The organism is Methylobacterium sp. NPDC097929, assembly GCF_049543375.1.
GTDB lineage: Bacteria > Pseudomonadota > Alphaproteobacteria > Rhizobiales > Beijerinckiaceae > Methylobacterium.
In genome coordinates this window covers 1541142-1562530 of record NZ_JBMVEP010000001.1, presented here as the reverse complement: position 1 = coordinate 1562530, position 21389 = coordinate 1541142, and the positions used below count along the sequence as shown (strand labels likewise).

General features: G+C 70.4%; 21 protein-coding genes. 5 read left to right on the top strand and 16 right to left on the bottom strand.

Annotated elements, in window-relative coordinates; all coding sequences use genetic code 11:
- Positions 1-73: 73 nt before the first annotated feature.
- The 7 genes from ACPCJR_RS07370 to ACPCJR_RS07340 all read right to left on the bottom strand — a co-directional run bounded on the left by ACPCJR_RS07370 (position 74) and on the right by ACPCJR_RS07340 (position 6944).
- Entirely contained in the window at positions 74-982 is a 909-nt protein-coding gene (locus tag ACPCJR_RS07370; RefSeq protein ID WP_391511347.1) for an ABC transporter permease, read from the bottom strand.
- 5 nt (positions 983-987) lie between these two features.
- Entirely contained in the window at positions 988-2406 is a 1419-nt protein-coding gene (locus ACPCJR_RS07365) for an ABC transporter substrate-binding protein (RefSeq protein WP_391511650.1), read from the bottom strand.
- 173 nt (positions 2407-2579) lie between these two features.
- On the bottom strand, positions 2580-3278 hold the full coding sequence (locus ACPCJR_RS07360) for a Crp/Fnr family transcriptional regulator (protein ID WP_391511348.1): 699 nt from the start codon (positions 3276-3278) through the stop codon (positions 2580-2582).
- A gap of 237 nt (positions 3279-3515) precedes the next feature.
- Positions 3516-4481: a HEAT repeat domain-containing protein gene (locus ACPCJR_RS07355; protein WP_391511349.1), complete on the bottom strand. Its 966-nt coding sequence runs from the start codon at positions 4479-4481 to the stop codon at positions 3516-3518.
- Between the two features lie 10 nt (positions 4482-4491).
- Positions 4492-4725: a 4Fe-4S dicluster domain-containing protein gene (locus ACPCJR_RS07350; protein ID WP_015952121.1), complete on the bottom strand. Its 234-nt coding sequence runs from the start codon at positions 4723-4725 to the stop codon at positions 4492-4494.
- A gap of 41 nt (positions 4726-4766) precedes the next feature.
- On the bottom strand, positions 4767-6509 hold the full coding sequence (locus tag ACPCJR_RS07345) for a fumarate reductase/succinate dehydrogenase flavoprotein subunit (protein ID WP_391511350.1): 1743 nt from the start codon (positions 6507-6509) through the stop codon (positions 4767-4769).
- 66 nt (positions 6510-6575) lie between these two features.
- A complete protein-coding gene (locus ACPCJR_RS07340; protein ID WP_391511351.1) occupies positions 6576-6944 on the bottom strand; it encodes a DUF971 domain-containing protein in 369 nt (122 codons plus the stop codon).
- A 343-nt stretch (positions 6945-7287) separates the two neighbouring features.
- Here ACPCJR_RS07340 and ACPCJR_RS07335 point away from each other — a divergent pair, with 343 nt between their 5' ends.
- Positions 7288-8253, top strand: a complete 966-nt coding sequence (locus ACPCJR_RS07335) for a hypothetical protein (protein WP_391511352.1) — start codon at positions 7288-7290, stop codon at positions 8251-8253.
- A 78-nt stretch (positions 8254-8331) separates the two neighbouring features.
- Here the strand turns inward: ACPCJR_RS07335 and ACPCJR_RS07330 are convergent, their stop codons facing one another.
- From ACPCJR_RS07330 to ACPCJR_RS07300, 7 genes are all read right to left on the bottom strand, one after another.
- Positions 8332-9138, bottom strand: coding sequence for a transposase (locus ACPCJR_RS07330; RefSeq protein ID WP_391511353.1), 807 nt, complete (start codon positions 9136-9138; stop codon positions 8332-8334).
- 212 nt (positions 9139-9350) lie between these two features.
- Positions 9351-10043: a class I SAM-dependent methyltransferase gene (locus tag ACPCJR_RS07325; protein ID WP_391511354.1), complete on the bottom strand. Its 693-nt coding sequence runs from the start codon at positions 10041-10043 to the stop codon at positions 9351-9353.
- Positions 10044-10083: 40 nt separating this feature from the next.
- A complete protein-coding gene (locus tag ACPCJR_RS07320; protein ID WP_391511355.1) occupies positions 10084-11139 on the bottom strand; it encodes a glycosyltransferase in 1056 nt (351 codons plus the stop codon).
- A complete protein-coding gene (locus ACPCJR_RS07315; protein ID WP_391511356.1) occupies positions 11136-12059 on the bottom strand; it encodes a glycosyltransferase family 2 protein in 924 nt (307 codons plus the stop codon). The genes ACPCJR_RS07320 and ACPCJR_RS07315 overlap by 4 nt, the downstream gene beginning before the upstream one ends.
- Before the next feature lie 31 nt (positions 12060-12090).
- A complete protein-coding gene (locus tag ACPCJR_RS07310) occupies positions 12091-13233 on the bottom strand; it encodes a glycosyltransferase (RefSeq protein ID WP_391511357.1) in 1143 nt (380 codons plus the stop codon).
- A gap of 13 nt (positions 13234-13246) precedes the next feature.
- On the bottom strand, positions 13247-14083 hold the full coding sequence (locus ACPCJR_RS07305) for a glycosyltransferase family 2 protein (RefSeq protein WP_391511651.1): 837 nt from the start codon (positions 14081-14083) through the stop codon (positions 13247-13249).
- A 23-nt stretch (positions 14084-14106) separates the two neighbouring features.
- Positions 14107-16173, bottom strand: a complete 2067-nt coding sequence (locus ACPCJR_RS07300; RefSeq protein ID WP_391511358.1) for an HAD-IIB family hydrolase — start codon at positions 16171-16173, stop codon at positions 14107-14109.
- A gap of 58 nt (positions 16174-16231) precedes the next feature.
- Between ACPCJR_RS07300 and ACPCJR_RS07295 the strand changes: the two genes are divergently transcribed.
- Together ACPCJR_RS07295 and ACPCJR_RS07290 are read left to right on the top strand one after the other, a co-directional pair.
- A complete protein-coding gene (locus tag ACPCJR_RS07295; protein ID WP_391511359.1) occupies positions 16232-17272 on the top strand; it encodes a glycosyltransferase family 4 protein in 1041 nt (346 codons plus the stop codon).
- Positions 17272-18444 carry a glycosyltransferase family 4 protein gene (locus ACPCJR_RS07290; RefSeq protein WP_391511360.1) on the top strand — a complete coding sequence of 391 codons (1173 nt, stop codon included), beginning with the start codon at positions 17272-17274 and terminating at the stop codon, positions 18442-18444. The genes ACPCJR_RS07295 and ACPCJR_RS07290 overlap by 1 nt, the downstream gene beginning before the upstream one ends.
- A gap of 246 nt (positions 18445-18690) precedes the next feature.
- On the opposite strand, the gene ACPCJR_RS07285 is transcribed toward ACPCJR_RS07290, so the two are convergent.
- The gene (locus ACPCJR_RS07285) at positions 18691-19674 is read right to left on the bottom strand and encodes a hypothetical protein (protein ID WP_391511652.1); all 984 of its coding nucleotides are present in this window, start codon (positions 19672-19674) and stop codon (positions 18691-18693) included.
- 110 nt (positions 19675-19784) lie between these two features.
- Here ACPCJR_RS07285 and ACPCJR_RS07280 point away from each other — a divergent pair, with 110 nt between their 5' ends.
- Complete coding sequence (locus ACPCJR_RS07280; protein WP_391511361.1) at positions 19785-20432, top strand: hypothetical protein; 648 nt, start codon at positions 19785-19787, stop codon at positions 20430-20432.
- The gene (locus tag ACPCJR_RS07275) at positions 20420-21112 is read left to right on the top strand and encodes a hypothetical protein (RefSeq protein ID WP_391511362.1); all 693 of its coding nucleotides are present in this window, start codon (positions 20420-20422) and stop codon (positions 21110-21112) included. The genes ACPCJR_RS07280 and ACPCJR_RS07275 overlap by 13 nt, the downstream gene beginning before the upstream one ends.
- On the opposite strand, the gene ACPCJR_RS07270 is transcribed toward ACPCJR_RS07275, so the two are convergent.
- The gene (locus tag ACPCJR_RS07270) at positions 21087-21341 is read right to left on the bottom strand and encodes a hypothetical protein (protein WP_391511363.1); all 255 of its coding nucleotides are present in this window, start codon (positions 21339-21341) and stop codon (positions 21087-21089) included. The two genes, ACPCJR_RS07275 and ACPCJR_RS07270, sit on opposite strands and share 26 nt — an antisense overlap.
- Positions 21342-21389 lie beyond the last annotated feature (48 nt).

The following is a 21389-nucleotide window of genomic DNA, read 5'->3' as shown; positions in this document are numbered from 1 at the left end:
TGGATCGACGTCTGCTCGAGGTTGTTGTGCCGCATCGGCCCGAAAGCCGGTTCCCACCTTTCGGGCCGATGCTTTAGCGGGCCGCCCCCCAGGGCATGGCGAGGCGGCCGACGAGGCGGATGGCGAGGCTGGAAGCAAGACCGAGCACCCCGATGGTGATCATGCCGAGCGCGATGTCGGAATACTGGACCAGGGAATAGGCCTCCCAGGTGAAGTAGCCGATGCCGAACTGGCCCGAGATCATCTCGGCGGCGATCAGCGAGACCCAGGCGACGCCCATGCCGACGGTCAGCCCCGTGAAGATCTGCGGCAGGGAGGCCGGCAGGTAGACCTCGCGGAACAGGGCCGCCTCCCTGGCGCCGAGGCAGCGCGCGGCCCGCACCAGCACCGGATCGACGGTGGCCATGCCCTGGAGCGTGTTGATCAGGATCGGGAAGAACGAGCCGAGGAAGGTGATGAAGACGATCGATTCCTCGTTCGTCGGCCAGAGCATGATCGCCATCGGCACCCAGGCGATGGCCGGGATCGGCCGCGTCACCTCGCAGATCGGGAACACGATCTCGCGCAGGAGGCGGAAGCGGCCCATCAGCAGCCCGAGCGGAATCGCGACCGCGCTGGCCAGGGTGAAGCCGTAGAGGATGCGGCGGCAACTCATCCCAATGTGGTCGCCGAAGATCGGGTTGTGGAAGGCCAGGATCGCGCGTGCCAGCACGTCGGCCGGGCTCGGGACGTTGGTGAAGCGCACGTAGAACGTCGCGCGGTTCTCCGTGAGAACCTGCCAGACCGCGATGAAGAGGGCGATCGAGATCAAGCCGAGGGCGGCGGACCGGAGTTGCCCGCGATGCAGGCGCAGCCATCGGGCCAGGCGGCTGCTCGGGACCACGACCGGCGGCGCCGGCTGGGGTTTGACCGGGGGCCGCGCCTCGGTCGTCGGGGCCGGGCGGGCGACCGCCTCCGGCAGGGTGCGAAGGGCCGCTTCCATCGTCATCAGCCCCCCGCCACCGCGGCCTTCACGGCCTCGTCGTAGGGCAGAACCTTGGCGCCGGATTTCGCCGCCGCGGCCTCGGCATCGCGCTTCAGCAGGAAGGGTGCGATCTCGCCCCCGCCGACGACGTAGAAGGCCTCTCTGGCAAACAGCTTGATGCCGCGCGACGTATCGAAGACGTAGGCGACGTTGATCTCACGGCCCTTGGCTTTGAGATCGTTGACCGCGCCGAGCGTACAGACGGCGCTCGCATAGGGCAGGATGTCTCCGTCCTTCACCCAGATCTCGCCGGCCTTACGGGGATCGGTGATCGGCTTCTTGCAGAAGCCGTCCTCGCCCGAGACCTCGTAATTGGCGGTGCTGGCGCGCTGCGCCTCGTAATCGAGCCCGCGCACGGCGAAGGTCTTGCGCAAGGGCGCGTCGTCGACCCAGGACGCAACGTCGAATTCCTTCACCCGGTCGAGCTTCTGCAGGACCTTCACGTCCTCCTTCGCGGCGTCGATGAGCGGCGCCTTGAGGGTCGGATCGATCGTCATGATCCCGCCGGGGCCGAGGAAGATGTAGACGACTTCCTTGTCGGTGCCGGTCCAGGCGGCGATCTGCTCGGCGGCGCGCTTCGGATCGGCCTTCACCCAGGCCTGCGCGTCGAGGATCGCCTGGAGATAGGCGTCGACGATCTCGGGGTATTTCTCGGCGAAATCGGTGCGCACGACGACGCCGTGCCAAGTCGGGAGGTTGGTCTCGACGCCGTCGAAGACCTTGCGGGCGAAGCCCCGGAACGGCAGCAGCTCGGCGAAGGGCACGAAGTCGGCATGCCCGTCGATCTTCTTCTCCTGCAGGTTGGTCGAGCCGACCTCGGGGCTCTGGTTGACCAGCCGAAAGAAGCTCTGCGGATAACCCTTGTCCTGCAACGCCTTGAGCACCATTCCGTGGGCGGCCGAGCCGAACGGCACGCTGACGACCTTGCCCTTCAGGTCGTCGAAGGAGAAGGCGTCGGTCTCCTTGTTGACGACGATGCCGTTGCCCGAACCATGGAGGTTGTAGGCCGCCACGGCGATCAGTCGGGACCGGCTCTCGGGGTTGTTCTGGAAGGTGTAGCCGTTCACGACGAGCGGATAATCGCCCATGGCGCCGAATTGCAGCTTTCCGGCCATCATCCCGTTGGTGACGGGCGGGCCGGAGGTGAAGTTCTGCCAATCGAGCCGAATCTTGACGTCGGCATATTTGCCGGTCTTGGGCAGGTGCTTCTCGATGAGCTTCAACTGCCGCACCACCACGCCGACCGTGGCGGTGTTGGTGGTCGTGTCCTGCGTGCCGATCCCGACGTTCAGGATCGTCTCGGCGCGGGCGGGCGCGCCCGTCGCGATGCCGGCCGCCGCCAGGAGCGCCAGAGCCGACACCGTGCTTCGTCTCGACACCATCGCGGTCATCCGTGCACTCCGTCTCGTCTCGCGATGCCGGCTCGACATCACAGGCATGATCGGGTGCGCAGTCGGCGCCGATCAAACAGAGACCCGCAAGTCGAGTCGATTAGTTGCAAAAATCGTCCGGCGGCCCGGATCTGTGATGCAGTTTTGAGCGAGAAGCATTCGAATTAAGCGGCCTCGTCGCCGCCCGGCATCCGAGCGAGGATGTCGGGCCGCTGGATCAGGATCTGCGAGCGTCGCGTCGTCACCACGCCCTGCTCCGACAGGCGCTTCAGGCTGATCGTCACCCATTGCCGGGTGGCCCCGACCATGTGGGCGAGATCCGCGTGAGTGAAGTCGGCCGCGATCAGCACGCCGCCCTCCTCCTCGACGCCGTAGAGGTTCGACAGGTGGATCAGCAGGAAGGCGAGGCGGTCGGTGATCGAGCGCGTGCCCAGCATCTGGGCGAGCGCCGAGTAGCAGCGGCCCTTGAAGGTCAGCCCGTCGATGAGGCCAAAGGCGAGCGACGGGATGCGGGCCACGAGCTGCCTCAAGGCCGCGCCCGGCAGATGCAGCACGGTGGAATTGCTCGCGGCCATGCCGGACCAGCTATGGGTGCCGGCGCCGAACACCTCGGGGCCGCCGACGAAGTTGCCGGGGTACCAATAGGCCAGCGTGATCTCGCGGCCGGTCGGTGCGGCGTAGAAGACGCGGATGCGTCCGGTCTCGATCAGCCAGATGCCGTCGTTCGGCGTCTCCTGCGTGAACAGGGTGGCACCGCGATAGAGCACGCGGCGCCGCCCCCGCTCCATCACTTGGCTGCGCTCGGCCTCGCTCAAGCCTTCCAGCAGCGGACGTGGGCCGGCGGGCTGGGGGAAAGATTCCATCGGGCTCGTGCCTCGCGCGCATGTCGGAAGCGAGAGCCCCGAGGAGAGGTGGGCCGTGTCCGTCGGACCTGGGATGGGCTGCATGGGCTGCTCCTGGGCGATGACCGGGCGCAGTGCCGCAAACCCTGTACCAGTTCCAAACTGCAAGGCCTCGGCTGGCCTGCTGCCGAACGCACGAAGGCGGCGAACCCCATCGGATCCGCCGCCTCGCTTCGCCATCCCGTCGTGCCCCGGGCGTCAGATCTCCGCCCGGCACCGGCCGATCGCCCAGCGGATCAGCTTGCGCACGTCCGGGTCGGGATCGTCGGCCGCGCGTTCGAGGAAGGACAGGGCCTGCGGGTGAGCAATCTCGCCGAGCGCTGCGGCGGATTCCTTGCGCAGGTTGCTGACCTCGGAATCGAGGGCACGTCCGAGCACGTCGATGGCGGCGGTGGACTTGATACGGCCGAGCGCGTTGGCCGCCTTGGTCTTCACCTGCCAGACCGGATCGGCCATGGCGGCGATCAGCGGCTCGACCGCCTCGGGCAACCGGCTCTTGGCGACCGAGATCGCAGCCTCCTCGCGCACCTGCCAGTTCTCGTCCTGCAAGCCGGCGAGCAGGGTCGCGACGCCGGGGCCGCCGGTGCGCAGGAAGACGAGGGCGGCCATCGTCGCGCGCCGCACGGTGGCGTCGCCGTCGCGGGCCGTGGCGAGGAGCGCGGGCAGCGCCTCCTCGGCCTTGAGGTAGCCGATGACGCCGAGCCCCTCGCGGCGCACCTCCGGCGCCGGGCTCTGCAGCGCCTTCAGGGCCGCCGAGAGCGCGTCGGGGATGACGAGTTCGCGCAAGGCGCGGAGCGCCGCGGCCTGGACGAACGGGTCGGCATGCTCGGCCCGCTCGATCAGCAGCGGGCCGCAGGTCGGCTCCTTCTTCTCGGAGAGCGTTTCGGCGGCCACGCGCCGAACGTCCTCGTCGGCATCTTCCAGGGAGCGGACGAGGCCCTCGACCACGTCCGCGCCGTCATGCTCGTCGAGCGCCTTGGCGGCGGCGGCGCGCACGGTGGCGTCGTCGTCGGCGAGCCCCTTGAGCAGCAGCACCTTGGCATCCGTGCCGACCGCCTCGGCCAGTTCCATCATCGCCACGCGGCGGATACCGGGATCGGGATCGGCGGCGCGCTCGGCCAGTTCGTCGATGTCGTCGTCGAAGGTGTCGAAGACCGGTGCCATGATCGAGACCTCAGCGCAGCAGGTAGGGAATGTTGACCTTGACCGCGTTCGTCGGGCAGTCGACCTCGCAGGGCATGCAGTACCAGCACTCGTCGTACTTCATGTAGGCCTTCTGCCGGGTCTCATCGATCGCGAGGATGTCGAGCGGGCAGACATCGACGCAGACGCGGCAGCCCTTCTCTGCGATGCACTTGTCGTCGTCGATGACGACCGCGGCACTCTTGGCCTGAGTGATGATGGGCATGGTTCGCCTCCGTGTCTTATTGAGAGAGAAGTCGCGAAGAATTACTCGGCGGCGACCGGCGTCTTGATGCGGAGCTGGTGGTAGGCGCTCATCTCCTCGTCGGCGACGGGAACGATGAACGGATCGACCGCGCGCTTGGCGCTCGCCATCCGGCCCTTCTCGTCCTTGAACAGGACGGTGTGGCAGGCCCATTCCGGCCGCGTCTCCGGGTGATCGACGCGCAGGTGATAGAAGCCCCAGCGGCTCTCGGTGCGGAAGAGTGAGGCATGGGCGGCCATGTCGGCGCAATCGAGGATCGACTGCATCTCCAGGGCGCGGTGCAGCTCGTGCGGATCGCGGGCGCAGAGCCCGTCGAGGTCGTCGCGGATTTCGGCGAAGCGGCGCTGGCCGAGCTCCATCTTGGCGGTGACCTTCGGCGGCTCGAGATAGTCGTTCACGAGGCGCCGCGTCTTGAACTCCATCTCGTGCGGGGTCAGGCCGTCGTCGCGGCGGGTGGGTGCGAGCACGCGCGCCTGCTCGGCCAAGACGTCGCCCTCGTCGTAGGCCGACAGGCTGGTGGCCGCGCAATAGGCGGCGGCGTCCGCCCCGGCGATGCCGCCGTTGACGAAGGCGCCGAGCATGTAGTTGTGCGGCACGCTCGCCATGTCGCCCACCGCGTAGAGGCCGGGCACGGTGGTGCGGGCGTTCTCGTCCACGAACACGCCCGAGGCCGAGTGGCCGGAGCAGAAGCCGATCTCCGAGATGTGCATCTCGACCGGCCGCTTGCGGTAATCGGTGCCGCGCCGCTCATGGAAGCGCCCGCGCGAGGGCCGCTCGTTCGAGTGCAGGATCGTCTCGATCTCGGAGATCGTCTCTTCGCGCAGGTGGTCCATCTTCAGGAAGACCGGGCCGTTGCCGCCCTGCAATTCGCGCCAGAACTCCAGCATCATCTGGCCGGACCAGTAGTCGCACTCGATGAAGCGCTCGCCCTTGTTGTTGGCAGTAAAGCCGCCGAACGGGCCGGTGACGTAGGCGCAGGAAGGGCCGTTATAGTCCTTGATCAGCGGGTTGATCTGGTAGCATTCGAGGTTCGCGAGCTGCGCGCCGGCATGGTAGGCCATGGCGTAGCCGTCGCCGCAATTGGCCGCGTTCTCGTAGGTGCCGAACAGGTAGCCGGAGGCCGGCAGGCCGAGCCGACCGGCGGCGCCGCAGGCCAGAACCACAGCCTTGGCCTTCACGATCAGGAACTCGGAGGTGCGGGTGTTGACGGCGATCGCCCCGGCGATGCGCCCGTCCGCGTCCTTGAGGAGCCGGGTCGCCATGTAGCGGTTGGTGACCGCGACCTGGAGCCGGCGCAGCTGCCGGTAAAGCACCTTCTTGACGTTGTGCCCCTCGGGCATCGGCAGCACGTAGGTCCCCATGTGGTGGACCTTGCGCATGTTATACTCGCCCGAGCCGTCCTTCTCGAATTTCACCCCGAGCCGGTCGAGGTACTGGATCATCGGGAACGAGCCCTGAGCATAGGCCATCACCGCCTTCTGGTCGACGATGCCGTCGTTGGCGACCGTGATCTCCTTCACGTACTGCTCGGGGGTGGCGTAGCCCGGCACGACGGCGTTGTTCAGCCCGTCCATGCCCATGCTGATGGCGCCGGAGCGCTTCACGTTGGCCTTCTCCATCAGCAGCACCCGCAGCTTCGGGTCGGCCTCCTTGGCCTTGATCGCGGCCATCGGGCCGCCGGTGCCGCCGCCGATGACGAGGAGGTCGGTCTCGACGATGTCGACCTTCGGGCCGGTGTCGCTCATGAGGAAGACTCACTGGTCGGGCGCCGGCCGCGGCCGCGCGCTCAAGGAAAGATGAAGGTCGGGCGATCACGCCGCTCGGGGCGTGCGCTCCGTGGCGCCGGTCGTCGGCGCGGCAGCCTCTCGGGCGAGAGCGCGCAGGTAGACCCAAGGGAAGATCCCGCGGGCGTGCCCGTCGGAGAAACCGAGGTTCACGGCGTAGCCGCCGAGCGGATCGATCTTGGTCATTGCGACCGCCGGGAAGGATTCGGGGAAGCGGCCCTGGATCCGGTCGCGGGTGCACCACGCGCAGCGGCATCGCAGCCGCAGCGTTTCGGACGGCAGTACGGCCGCCTCGCCGTTCGCCCAAGTCAAGCGTAGATCGCGACCGCCGCGGGAGACGATCGCCTCGGTCGGGACCGCTTCGGGATCGAACGGGGGTTGGTCGGGCGGGCTCATCGGCTCTGTCCGTTTCCGCTGCTGTCCGCAGGCAGAGGGATTAGAGCCGGCGGGTGCCGGACCAGCGAGCAATTAGTTGCCGGACGCGGTCGAAAGGTTCGGTGGCATGACCGTCGGAATTCACGGGCCTTTGTGACAGGCCCGCCGGCCGCGTCGGCTAAGCCGAAAGCTGGCACCCAATTTTCGGGCCGATGCTCAGATCAGATCGTCGAAGCGTCCCCCTTCACAAGACCACCCCGATCCGTCGCTTAATGCCGTATCTGTTGCGACCCTTCTGGAGATCCTCGACCCGCAGCGCTTCCATCGCGGCATCGACGTCGAGCCGGGCGATCTTGAGCCCGTGATGGTGCGCCGTCTCAAGGAGGATCTCCGCCGCCTCGGCCAGCCCTTCCCCGAGCGCATCGTCGAGCCGATCCGGATCGAGGGCCTGCCCGCCGACGCGCCGGAGCTGCGACTCGCCGCCATGCTCGACGAGTATCGCGGCGCATCGGCCGGCGGCAGTCGAGCCCGCTTCCTCTTCGCCAACCTCCAGCAGCGCTTGTTCTCCTCGATCGCCGCCTTCGATCGTACGCTGACGACGCATCGCAAGACGTTGCTCCGCAGGCGGGACGCGGACGCCAACGGTACCGAGTCCGAATTGCTCGACGACGACGACGCGATCGATGCCGCGACCGAGAGCGCGCGAACCGAACTCGGCGACATCGACGGCGCCATCGCACACGTCGACCGCATGCTGGCCGTCAGCGGTAAGGCGCGCGACCTGCCCGACGCCCGCGTCGCGGCGCTGATCGACTGGATCGAGGCCGAGATGCTGGAACCGGGCGCCCGAGCCTGGCAGGAGCGCCGACTGATCCTGTTCACCGAATGGGACGACACGCGCCGTTGGCTGGTCGAGCGCCTGAAGGAGGGACTGCTTGCGCGGAGCCGGGGCAAGATTGACCTCAACAGGCGCATCCTGGTCTTCACCGGCCAGACGAGCCTGGAGGAACGCGACCGGATCAAGATCGCCTTCAACACCCCCTTCACCCGAGGGGTCCGTAGCTCACTAGGGCCACGTCGAGGTCATGGTTTCTTGCCAACCGCAGCGCCCGCAGCAACGGCCGCCTCAATCCCCGTAGTTCGCGCCCGCAAGAGCCGTCTTCTCGGTCTTGAGGCTGAAGTCGATGACTGCCTCCATCTCGTCGCGGTCGAGCCGCCGGTTCGGCATTTGCTCGTGGTGGCTCTGCAGGGCGAGGCCCAGCGCCGGCCCCGTCGTGGACTACATCTCGGCGACCCTACGAAGGCCGGGCCGACGAACTCGCCGGGCTAAGTGTCTCTCACAAAACTCCCGCTGCGCTGTCGTCTCCAGAGCGAGAACGGCCTGTGCTCGGGAGTTTTGTGAGGCACTCTAAGCTCGACTTTGGCCACTCATGCTGCGTGGCAGAGGGCATAGGCCCAGGGCGCGGGCAAGCGGAAGCGGGGTTTTGTTCGGCCGCGTCGGCGCGGTGATGTCGCCAAAGTCCGCTCGCGCCAGATTGCGCAGCGCACGGCGGCCAGGGCATCGGCGAAGGTCGGGCGTGGTTTGGGGTACCACGCGGCGGTTGCGATGCATCGCCGTTGACGGGCCGGGAGCCGTGCGGCCAGCAGCGTGACGATGGAGAACAGGGCGAGCAGGCAGGGCGTGGTGCGGGCGATCGCCATGTCGGACCACTGCCGCTCTCGTCTCGACGCCAAGATGGGCGCGCACTTCCTGGAAGGTTACCTCGACGCTCCAGCGCCGCACGAACCAACCCACGATCTGTGCGGGCTCGCGGGTCGTATCCGTGCAGAGCAGGGCCTGGGGCGGGAAGCGTGCCTCGGGATCGCGGATGAGCACCCAGCGGATCGGCACGACGGGCAAGCCGCCGTGCCGCCACACCGCGGTGAGCCCGAGCACTACGGGGCCGTGCGGCGCGAACGCGCCGATCAGCAACCCGAACAGGATACGGCCACCGGTGCGCGGGCACCACGCCGCGCGGTTGAGGATGCGGTGGACGTTCACGAACCGCCGCTCGTCCGCCCTACCCATGATCCGCAGGACGCTGGCCACCGTGCGCCGACCGGGGGTGAGGATCGTACCGATCAGCAGGAACTGGGCGTGCTGCCACGAGCGGTGGACGAACAGCGGCGCGAACGCCAGGATGAGCCCGGCGAAGCGGGTGGGCAGGGGCAGCATGGCGGTGTCTCTTGGCGGGGACGCCACCAGCCTATCCATCACGCCCGCTTCGTCACCTCGCACCCTCGACAGCCTTTCCGATTGGCCAAAGTCGAGATAAGTGCGCACGCTGCTTCTTCGGCTGTGCGCCAACAGCAGACCTCAGGGCATGCTCTGAGAGCGGACCTCTCAGGCTCCATTCCTGCCGGCCCTCATCACAGGTCGCTCACTGACTATGTGCCATGAGCGTCACTGTGATCGCCGGACTTGATGAACTTGCACTTACCCTGAAAAGACCAAGGTCCTCGCACGCCGAACGCGATGCAGAAGGCATCGACCGCACGGGTGACCCCGGGGAACCTGCCGCCGAGGCTGTCGTAATCGTCGGCGATGAACAGGCCGCCGGGCCGCAGCACGGGCCACCAGGCCCGGAGGTCGGCGGCGACCGAGGCCTCTTCGTGCCCGGCATCGAGGTGGATCACGTCGGCGGTGACGCCGCGCAGGCGCATCAGCGCGGCGGCGTTCACCGAATCGAGCGGCAGTGGGATCACCCGCTCGGCCTGTCCCGCGCGCAGGACGTTGGCCAGGAAGGTGCGGTAGAGGCTCGGGAACCCGTGCTCGGTGGCGAGTTCCGAGAACAGGCTCGCGTCCGCCCAGTGATCGACGGCGCCGAGCCAGGTATCGACGGCGATGACGGTGCCGGCCACATCGCGCTCGGCCATGGCGCGGGCGAGATGCAACGCGCTCGCGCCCTTCCACGTACCGATCTCCACGACCACGCTCGGGCGGAACTGCTCCACTGCCTCGTCGAGATAAGGGTGCTGGCTGCGCCAGCCCTGCAGATCGAGGGGGCGCAACGTCTCCGGCGGTTCGGCGAAGGGGTCGCGGCCGTGCCACAGGGCGGCGATGAGGTCCTGACGGGTCATTTTTTCTCGACCATGGGTGGTTGCGGGGCAGGCATGGGGCTCAGCCGGCGCGGGCCTGCGCGTAGAGCGCCTCGCAGTGGTCGAGCCACCGCTCGCGGGTGAAAAGGCGCAGGACGCGCGCCCGCGGCACCGCGCGCGGGATCGCCAGCGCCGCGCCGACCGCCTCCGCGAGGGCCGCCGTGTCTCCGCAGGACACGAGGCATCCGGCCTCGCCGACGACTTCCTCGGCCGCGCCCATGGCGAACCCGGCCACCGGCAAGCCGCAGGCCATCGCCTCGACGGCGACGAGCCCGAACGGCTCGTCCCAGCACGGCGTGAACAGGAAGACGGAGGCGCGGCCGAGTTCGCGAGCGAGCGCCGCGCCGTCGCAATGGCCGCCGTAGCGGATCGGGCCGCCGAGACCTGGGGCGATCTCGGCCTGCCAGTAATCCGGCTCCTCGATCGGGCCGAACAGGGTCAGCGGCAGGCCGGCCCGCCGGGCGGCCGCGACGGCGTGGTGCGGGCCCTTCACCCGCGCGATCCGCCCGCACCAGACGGCGCTGCCGTCGCCCTGCGGCTGGAACGGCCATGCGGCGGGATCAATGCCGTTGGCCAGCACCGACACGTCCGGCGGCACCCCGTCCGGCCACCAGCCCCGCGCGTGGGCCTGCGAGGTCGCGGTGATCCGGTGGCCGGGGCTCAGGCTCTCGTGCACGAACCAGCGCAGCGCGTCGTAGGGCGGCACGTGCAGCGAGGTCACCGTCGGCACGGCCTCCAGGCGGCGGCGCTCCAGCGGCAGGCGGCTCAGGCTGTTGTTGTGCAGAACGTCGAAGCCACCCGCAGCAATGCGGTCGAGGGCCGCCGTATAGCCGGCATCGAGATGGGCCTTCAGCCCCGCGTCGCCGCGATGCTCCATTCCCGGAAAGCTTGCCTCGTGATGCACCGGGATCACCGGGTCGAGGGTAAAGCGCCGGTCGCTGTCGCCGGCGGCGAACAGGACGACGTCGTGGCCGCGCGCGCTCAAGCCTTCGGCGAGGTGCCAGGTATAGGCCTCCAGCCCGCCGGCGAAGGGCGGGGCGATCGGGTGGCGCAGGTGGGCGAGGAGGGCGATCCTCACGCCGGCTCGGCCTCAGCCTCGCGGGCCCGCGCCTCGAGAGCGCGGATGACCGAGGCCGAATTCGTATAGGGCTGGTGGCTCTGCTGGCCGGTGAGCGCGAGGTCGGCGGCGTCGGGCCGGCGCAGGATGCGGATCGGCCGGTCGGGCGTGTCGTCGATCAGGCCCATCACCTTGAAGGCGTAGAGCCAGTGGCCCATCGTGCGGTAGCCCCACTTGGCCTCGAACAGCTCGGCGTTGCGCACCACGCTGTCGAGGTGGTGGATCGGCGGCATGTGGTGCGGGTGGTACTGGTGATAGGCCAGCGCGCCCTTCATCCAGGCGATCGGGATACCGCGCCGGTCGATCATCTTGCCGAAATCGGTGTCCTCGCCGCCGTAGCCCGTGTAGCGTTCGTCGAAACCACCGACCGCCTCGAACGTCGCCCGTAAAATTGCGAAGTTGAGCGACCAGAAGCAGCGGTAGTCGTTGCAGATCTCGATGCCCGAGGCCGGGGGGCCGCGCCGGTCGGAATGCTTTTCCGCGACCCGCGCGAGGTCGTCATAGTCCCACGCGCCCAGCGTCGCGTGCTCGGGCAGGTGCAGCACCTCGCCCATCAACAGGCCGTCGAGCGCCGACAGGCCCTGCGCGTAGTCCGCCACGAAGCCGGGTGTGGGAATGCAGTCCACGTCGAGGAAGGCGATTCCATCGCCGGAGGAGGCTGCGACGCCGCGGTTGCGCGCGGCGGCGAGCGGCAGTTCGGTGCCGGGTACGAGAATCTGGCGCACCGGGAAGCCGACCTCGGGCAGGTCGTAGAATGCATCCTGCATCACCGCGACGACGAACTCGGCGGGCTTTTGCGTTTGGCGCTCCAGCCCGCGCAGGACGTTGCGCAGGTGAGAGGATCGCCCCTTGGCCAGGGTGACGACGGAAACGGTGGGCATGTGGGCTCCGGCGATGGCGGGGACGGTCGGTTCAGTTCGTTGCAACGACGCGCAGCGGGGCGGGCGCCTCGGCGGTGGCGCCCTGCCAAAGCTCGTCGGTCAGCCCTTCGAGCCAGCCGGCGGCGCGGGCGGCCGCGTCGGGTTCGTAGAGGCCGCGCAAGACGCTCCCGTCGAGGCTGCGGGCGCGGGCCAGCAGATCGCGCCAGCCCTGAAGGTCGCCGGGCCATTGCGGGTCCTGGACCGCGGCGCCCAGGCGCACCAGCGCCTCGGCCTTGCGGGTCTGCTCGCCGAAATAGCGCCATTCGGGCATGACGATCAGGCGCCCGCCGACGCGGGCGACCTCGTGCACGGTGTTGTCGCCTGCCGAGGCCACGACGATGTCGGCGGCGGCCAAATAATCGGTCACGGACGGCACCCAGCCGAGTTCGCGCAAGTTGGAAAAGTCGGTCTCGTGGCCCTCGCGGTGCGTGGGCCCGAGCGTCAGCCACAGGGCGTCGGGCACGGCGCGGGCGGCCACCGTCAGCGGCGCGTAGGGCGTGCCGCTGCCGCCGCCGCCGGTGACGGCGACGACGATCTCGCGGTCCGGGTCGAGGCCGAGCCGGGCGCGCGCCTCGGCGCGCTCGGGCACGCGATCGACGCTGGTGCAGAGGCCGCCGCTGTAGAACGTCTTTTGCCGCAGATGCGCCGGGTAATCGTCCTGCTCCAGCCGCTCGTCGAAGGGGGCGAGCATGCCGACGCAGGCCTCGTAGGCGCCGATGTGGCCGATATCGCCCCGGTCGCCGTGCATGCGGATCTGCACCGCGGGCACGCTGGCGATGCGGGCGAGCAGCGCGATCTCGGCGGAGACGTCGACCACGAACAGCCCGACCTCGCGGGCGTCGAGATGGTCGAGGATCGTCCGCATGGTCCGGCGCATTTCGGCGAGGCCCAGCGGCACGCAATGCATCACCGGCGGCGTCGGCTCGGCGTAGAGGCGCGGGGTCGGCACCGCGGCGCCGATCATGTTGGGCAGCGTCACGATCTCGATGTCGCGGGAGAATCCGTCGAACAGGTGCGGGCCGGCGGTCAGCACCGAGACCGGGCGGTCGCGGGCGAATTCGGCGGCCACCGCCATGGTGCGGTGCGCATGGCCCCGGCCCTGGTGGTGGACGAAGAACGCGATGGGTTTCTTCATGGTCTCGCCGTCGTCAGGAGAACAGGGCGTCGGGCCGCAGGGCGGCGGCGATCTCGGGCGGTTCGGGATGGCGCAGCAGCCGGATCGTCGGGGCAGTCTCGTCCCAGGCGATGAGGCCGGCGGCGGAGAACTGGTCGAGCCAGTAGGTCATGCACCAGCGCCCGTGCCGGGCGTGGAAGCGGGCCGCATTGGCGAGGATCGCGGAGAAATGCTGGAGCGGCGGCACGTGGACCGGGTGGTGCTGGTGGTAGGCCCGCGCGCCCGCGACCCAGAAGGTCGGCAGCCCGGACTCCGCGAGCCGGGCGGCCAGATCCGTCTCCTCGCCGCCGTAGCCGATGTAACCCTCGTCCATGCCGCCGACCGCCCGCCACGCTTCTCGTGGCAGGGCGAAGGACAGGCCCCAGAGCTGGCCGGCATCGGGCTCGCGCCGCAGCCCTGCCTCGGGCAAAGGGGGCCGGGCCGGATGGACGCGGCCGAGCCGGTCGAGCGCCGCCGGGTCGGTGACGCCGGGCGGCAGATAGAGGACTTCGCCGAGGAACAGGCCGCGCTCGACCTTCGCCGCTTCCGCGTAGGCCGCCACGAGGCCGGGCGACGGGATGCAGTCCACGTCGAGGAATATCAAAAAATCGCCGGACGCCGCCTCGGCGGCCCCGTTGCGCGCGGCGGCGAGCGGCATCGGCTCGCCGGGCACGTGGCAATGGCGCACGGGGCAACCGGGATCGGGCAGGTCGGGGGCGCGCTCCGGCTGCATCCAGGCGATCACCAGTTCGCGCGGGGCCACGCTCTGGCGGGCGAGGCCGTGCATCAGGTGGCGCAGGCGGTCGGCCCGGCCGCGGACCAGGGTGAGCACGCTCACCGGGACGTCGGGACGGGTCACGCGGTGGTGGCCGGCGCCGCATAGGCCACCGCCCGGCGGAAATGCAGCACGCCCTCGATGATGCCGCGGGCATGCGAGGCGCGGGCGACGTAGGAATGCGCGAGCGCCGCGTGGGTGGCGAGCCCATCGGAGTAGTTGGCGACGATGATCGCCTGGGCGCGATCCCGCAGCATCTCGACGTCGTTGCCGGAATCACCCGCCACGAACACCGCCCGTTCAGGCAGGCCGTAGAGGGTGCGGACGTGATCGACCGCCGAGCCCTTCGAGGCGGTCGCCGGCAGCACGTCGAGGTAGCGGCCGTGGCTGTGGATCACGTTCGCGCTCAAGCCCGCCTGCGTCAGCCGCTCGCGCACCTGCTGCGCGGTCTCCCCGTCGCCGAAGAAGCTGAGCTTGTGTGACCGCTGCTCCAGCGGCCCCTGCGGCACGAGCCCGTCGAGCCGACCGAGCGCCGCGTCGATCCCGTCCCGGTTCCAAGCCGCCGAGACCGCCGCGCGCCACGCGGCGTCGGCCGTGTAGGTCACGCCGTTGGCGTCGAGATGGTAGATCTCCGAGCCGACCGAGGTGATCATCACCTGCGGGCGCGGGCTGTCCTGCTGCTCCAGCACCGCCATGGCGCTGTGGAACGAGCGGCCGGTGGCGACCCCGAAGGCGAGCCCGGTCTGGCGGCTGCGCCAGCGCCGGAAGGTCGCGAGCGCGGACGAGCAGCCGACCAGGGTGTTGTCGATATCGCAGATCAGGAGCTGGCGCGGGCTGCGCAGCGGCGGCTCGCGGGCAAGCAGGGCGGCGAGCAGCGCGTGGTAGCGCGCGGCGTGCCGGTCCCAGTCGTAGGCGGCGGCCGCCCGCGCCCCGCCCGCGATGCAGGCCGCGCGGAAGGCTTCGTCGGTGAGGATGTGCAGGCAGGCCGCCGCGATCGAGGCGGGCGCGCGGGGATCGACGAGCAGCCCGTTGCCGCAGGTCTCGACGATGTCGTTGGGCCCGCCGCTGTCGGTGGCGACCAATGGCAGGCCGGCGGCGGAGGCTTCCAACAAAGTGAGGCCGAACGGCTCGTTCAGCGCCGGGTTGACGAACAGGCCGCCGCGCTCGCGGGCATAGGCGTAGATCGCCGGCACGTCGTCGGGGCGGTGGGTCTTGGGGTAGGCCACGCGGCCGTAGAGGTCGTAGCGGTCGATCAGGACGAGCAGGTCGCGCATGGTCGCGGCCATGTCGCCGTCGAGCGCGTCGATGTCCTCGCGGGTGCCCGCGACGATCACGAGGTTGGCGTGCGCCTGAAGCTCCGGGCTCTCCCCGTACGCCCGCACCAGCGCCGCGAGGTTCTTTCGCGCTACCGGCCGGGCGAGCGCGAGCAGAGCCGGCTTGTCCGGATCGCTCAGGAAACGGTCGATCGCGGCATCGACCCGCGGATGCGGGCGGCTCGCGGCGAAGCGCGCGAGGTCGCTGCCCGGCGGCAGGACGCGTACCCGGCCCGGATCGTAGGCGTCGTAGCCGCCGTACTGCACCTCGGCCTCGTCGCGCGAGGAGGCGACCACGAGGGCGGCACGCGTCAGCGCCGCCTCCTCGGTAGCGATCCGGCGCGCCAGATCGGGGCGGAGTGCGGCCTCGCCGAGCATCGCCGCCTTCACCCGGCCGAGGGAATGGGCCGTGAACACGAACGGGATGCCGAGCCGTTCCTCCACGATCGCCGCCACCGCGGCGGCCTCCGCGTAATGCGCGTGGACGATGTCAGGGCGGTGCGGCTGGCGCCCGATCCAGGCCACGAGGTTCTCGGCGTAGCTCGCGACCTCGCCGTGCATCTCCTCCTTCGAGCGGTAGCCCGGCGACGCGCTGGCGAGCCGCAACAGCGCGACCTTGTCGGCGATCCGCTCTTCGGGCACGGCGTAGTCGGGGCCCGGCGCCCCGTGGAACAGGCGCGTGGCCACCACGATCCGCGTGACGGCCTCATCCCGCGCCGAGGCGCCGACCAGATCGAGCAGGTAGCGGATATGGCCGCCGGTATCGGCTGTCAGTCCGTAGACGACGTCGCTGCCGCGCAGGCAGCCCTGAAGGGCGACGTGTAGGACGAACATAGGAAGGTCTATGGACCGGATCGTCCTGCACGGGTCACATCATATGTAGGTGGAATTGTTGCTGCGCGTCGCACAGGTCGCTCCGAATATCTTTCCTGTTCCGCCGCAACATCACGGCGGCACTGAGCGGATCGTGCACGATCTGTCCGTTTCCTTACAAAAGCTCGGCGTCGATGTGACGCTGTTCGCGCCCTGCGACAGCGTGACCGACCTTCCGCGCGTCGGGGATCATCCCAGTCTGGCGGCCCTGGAGCACCAGTTCGGCCGGGTCGCGCCCGGCGTGCCGGCCGCCCTCGACGCCCTGCAATTGGAGGCCCTGCGCCTGCGGCTCGGCGACTTCGACATCGTGCATGCCCACGGCGAGTTCGCCCATGCGGCGCTCCTCGGATCGCGTCGGCGCCACAGCCTCACCACGGTGCACTGGCGCGTGGACGAACTCGACCGCGCGCTGTTCTTCGCCGGCTTTCCCGACCTGCCGGTGGCGGCGATCTCGGCGGCGCAGGAGGCCGGCATCCCGCCGGCCAACCGGGCGGGCGTCGTCCATCACGGCCTCGCCGGGGACCGCTACGCGCTGTCCCGCGATCCGGGCCGACACGTCGCCTTCGTCGGCCGGATGACCGACCAGAAGCGGCCGGACGTGGCGATCCGCACCGCCCGCGCCGCCGGGCTTCCGATCCGGCTCGGCGGCACGATCGATGTCGGCAACCCGGATTATTTCGAGCGCAGAGTGCGCCCCCTGCTGGGATCCGATGCCAGCTATCTCGGCCCCGTGGACGATCGCGCGAAGAGCGACCTGCTCGGCGGGGCCCGCGCGCTGCTGTTCCCGATCGACTGGCCCGAACCCTTCGGCCTCGTGATGATCGAAGCGATGGCCCACGGCACCCCGGTGATCGCCTGGAACAACGGCTCGGTCCCCGAGATCGTCGAGGACGGGGTGACGGGCTTCGTCGTCGCCTCGGAGGACGAGGCGGTCGCGGCTTTGGCCCGGATCGACGGGCTCGACCGCTCGCAGGTGCGTCGCCGCTTCGAGGCGCGCTTCACGTCCGAGCGCATGGCCCGCGACTACCTCGCGATTTACCAGCGTCTCCTTGCCGCCTGATGCGCGTCGCTCTCCTGGCCTGGGATTACCCGCCGGCCCCGAGCGGGCTCTCGACCGCCGCCCGCGAGATCGCCGAAAGCCTCGTCGAGGCCGGCGCGGACGTGACCGTCTTCACCCTCGACCGCACCGGCCGGGCGCGGGCCGGCGGCGTCACGGTCCAAGGCCTCGCGCTGCCGCCCGGCGGCGGGCTGGCGCGCCTGCGCCTGTGGGGGGCGCTCGGGCATCTCGCGGCGCCCGCAGCCTTCCGCCGGGCGGTCCTGGCGGCCCATGCGCAGGCGCCCTTCGACGTGGTCGAGGCGACGAACTGGTACGCGCCCGCCGTGCTGCTGGCGGGCCGGCGCGACCTGCCGCTCGTGACGCGAAGCTCGACGCCCGCCGCCTTCACCCGCGGGGGCGAGGCGAGCGTGCGTGACCGCCTCGACGGCCGCGCCGCCGACGCGCTGGAGCGGCGGCAGGCCAGGGGCAGTGCCGGGCTCATCGCCAACACCGAAGCGCATGAGGCGGTGATCGCCCAGGCCTATCACCTCACCGGACGGCAGCCCGCCGCCGTCATCGGCCTCAGCCTGCCGCCGGAGATTGTTCGAAGTGCCCGCGCCGCCGCCTACCCGGACACGGACACGCCTCTGCACCTGCTCTTCGTCGGCCGTGCGGAATTGCGGAAAGGCTTCGACGCGCTGCTGGCTGCGGTCGCGATCCTGGCCGAAGAGCAGGCGCGGGGCGCCCTGCCGCCGTTCCGGCTCGACCTCGTCGGTGTGCCGCCGGGCGACCTACCGCCGGGTCTGTCCGAGGCCGCGCGCCAGCGCATCCGCGCCCGCGGCCGGATCGACGCGGCGGCTTTGGCGCAGGCCTATGCCGAGGCTCACGCCGTGCTGGCCCCCTCGCGCTACGAGAGCTTCGGCCTCGTGTATCAGGAGGCCATGGCCTACGGCCGGCCGGTGGTCGCCTGCGCCGAGGATGCGAGCGCCCGCGCCTTCGTCGGCGAACCGGGGGCGGGGCCGCTGGCGCGGGCCGCCACCGGTCCGGCGCTGGCCGACGCCGTACGCCCTCTTCTCGTCGATCCCGTGTTGCGCCGCGCCTACCGCGCCCGCGCGCTGGCGGCGGCCGGGCGTTTCGATCGGGCGAGGCTCGGGCGGGAGACCCTGGCGCTGTATGAGGCCGCGAGAAGGAGATGATCGGCTTTGCCGAACCACCAGGGCTTTGCCCTGGACCCACCAAAGGTCTCGACCTTTGGAATCCAGGACTCAGCGCCTGTTCGACAGGCTCATCCCAACAAACCCCCTCATCCTGAGGTGCTGCGCAGCAGCCTCGAAGGAGGGCTCCAGTAGACGCGCGATCCCTGGAGCCCACCTTCGAGGCTCCGCTTCGCTCCGCACCTCAGGATGAGGGGATTGGATGGGAGCATCCGGCCGAGCTGGCTCTCAGTCGCGGTAGGGGCGCAGCAGCGCTTCCGTCTCTTCCAGACGGCCTCGGCCAGGGTCTATCGCCTCGTAGCGGCGCGAGCGGGCCTCGACATGGGCACGGCTCAGACGATGCTCGATCGCGCCGTGCAGGGTGATGAAGCTCTCGCGCCACCCGCCCGCGAGCAGCGGCCGCTCGTGGACGCGTCCGGCGTACGTCACGTCGCGGCGGTTGAGCCGGTACTGCACGTCCGGAAAAACGTCCGCGAGAACGCCGTCGACGCGGTTCTCCCGCGCCAGCCCGATCGAGCGCACGTCGCCGGCCTCGGCCATCGCCGCCAGCGCGGGCAGCACCCGGCCGGCAGCGGGCGCGAGGCTCTCGTCGGCATCGAGCTGCAGCATCCACGGGTACCGGGCGAGCCGCTGCAGCGCGTTGCGCTGCGCGGCGAAGTCGCCCGAGAGCGGCCGGGCCGCCACCCGCACCGCACCCTCGGCGAACCCCGAGACCGCCACCGCCCGCGGCGGGGCCGCCGCGGCATCGAGCAGGATCGCCACGTCGTCGCTCCAGCCCGCCTGCGCCGACAGACCGGCCAGCACCCCGTCGAGCTCGAACGGGCGGCACAGCAGCCCGAGGGAGACGGGCGGCGTCCCCGCACGGTCCAAGTCGTACAACGCGGCCCGCGCGGCCCGCTCCGCATGCGGATGCAGCAGAGCGGCCCGATCCGCCGCGTCGAGCGGGCGGATGCCGCGGCCTTGCCCGGTCGCGGCGATGCGCAGCGTGTAGAGGTCGAGCCCGTAGGGCGCCTGTTCGTCGGACACGAAGGTCTCCCCGGCCAGCGCCGCCCTCAGATGCGCGCGGCAGCGGGCGGCGTCCGCTTGCCCGTCGAGCAGGACGCCGCAGGAACCGCAGGCGAGCGCGAAGGCGCGCCGACGCCCGTCCGAAAAGGTCAGGTGCCGCTCGCTCGGGCTCAGCATGTCGGCCGCGCAGACGAAGCACCGGCGCATGGTCGTCACGTCGAACGGTGTCCCCTGCGGCGGCGCGTGCATCCGGATGCATCGAACCGGCGCCCGACCTTGGCGGTTCCCCGCACGATCTCACCGAGCCCCCGACGCCCGTGCCCCCCGACATCCCTCTCTTCCGATCGGAACCGGCGGCTGCCGCGGCGACCGCGTCGCTGGCCGTCGTCGGCAACGCACCGGGGACCGGCGCGGCGGCGGCGATCGATGCCGCGGAGTGCGTCGTGCGCTTCAACAACGCCGCCGGTTTCGGCGGCGCCACGGGTGCCCGCGTCACGCATCTCGCCCTGGTCAACCGCGGCGGCCAGATGCGCGAATGGCTGGAGGACCGGCACTTCCTGGAACGCCCGGTGGTCCGGGCGGCGCAGGCCTTCATCCTGCCCTTCCCGATGCTGCCGGACGAGCACAACCGCCCCGAGCCGATCTGCTGGACCCGCGAGGCCCTGGCCCTGCTGCGCCCGACGGGCCGCCCGGTCCACGTCCTGCCGGAGGCGCTGCACGAGCGGGCGCGCGATCTGCTCGCGCCCCGCACGCAAGGCCGCCCGAACCCGAGCACCGGCTTCCTCGTGACGCTGGCGCTCCTGCTCGCGCGCGGACACGGGGCCGCCCCGGTCCAGGCCTTCGGCTTCGGCTTCGACGGCTGGCCCGGCCATCCCTGGGCGGCCGAGCGCGCGTGGTTCGCGGAACACGAAGCGGCCGGACGCCTGCACCTCCACCCCCTCGAAAGCGCCCCATGCCCACGCTGATCACGGTGCTGAAGGGCGGCGGTCGCTACGACGCGACCTGGGTCGAGCGGCTCGCCCGCGGCGTGCGCCGCCACGCGCCGGCCTTCACGCGCATCCTCTGCCTCACCGATCTTCCGCTCACCGTTCCGGGCGTCGAGCGGGTGCCCCTGCGCCACGATTGGCCGGCCTGGTGGGCGAAGATGGAGGCGTTCCGCCCCGGCCTCACGGACGGCACGACGCTGCTGTGCGATCTCGACACCGTCTTCACCGGCCCCGCCGACGCCTTGGCCGCCCCCCTGGCCGAGCCCGGCCTCGCGGCGATGGAGGACTACTTCCACAAGGGCCGCCTCTCCAGCGCCCTTCTGCGCTGGAACGGCGATGCCCTCGCCGGGCTCTACGCCCGCTTCGCGGCCGAGCCCGAGCGCTGGATGGCGGCCGGCTCCTGCGGCCCGGTGCCGAACGCCGTGCACGGCGATCAGGTCGTGATCGACCACCTGCTCCGCCGCGATGGCCTGCACCCGCGCTTCTTCCAGGCCATCGCGCCGGGCCTGCTCGATTTCTACGATCCCCGGCGCGACGCCCACGGCCCCGTCGTGATCTTCATCGGCGCGTCCAAGCCCGACACGGCCCGCGGATCGGTCCACGCGGCCTGGGCTGGCACCTCACGCCGGCGCGTCAGGCCTCGGCCCGCAGGCTCCTGATGAATCGTCGGGCGATCTCACGCACCGCCTCGTCGTCGCGCGCCGTGCCTTCCGATCGATCCCAGAGATGGGGCAGGCTGGCTTCGAGTTCGTCCAGCATTTCGGGATGGCGGCCGGCGAGATGGCGCAGGGCGCCGAACAGGATGTGCTCCACCGCCATCTCGCGGCGGCGCGCGGCAATCACCTCGGCGGTGTCGAAGGAAGCTGCGGTCGGCTCGGATGCGCTCATGCGCGATCAACCTGCGGATCTCGCTCGGGTTCGCAGGCGCCGATGCCG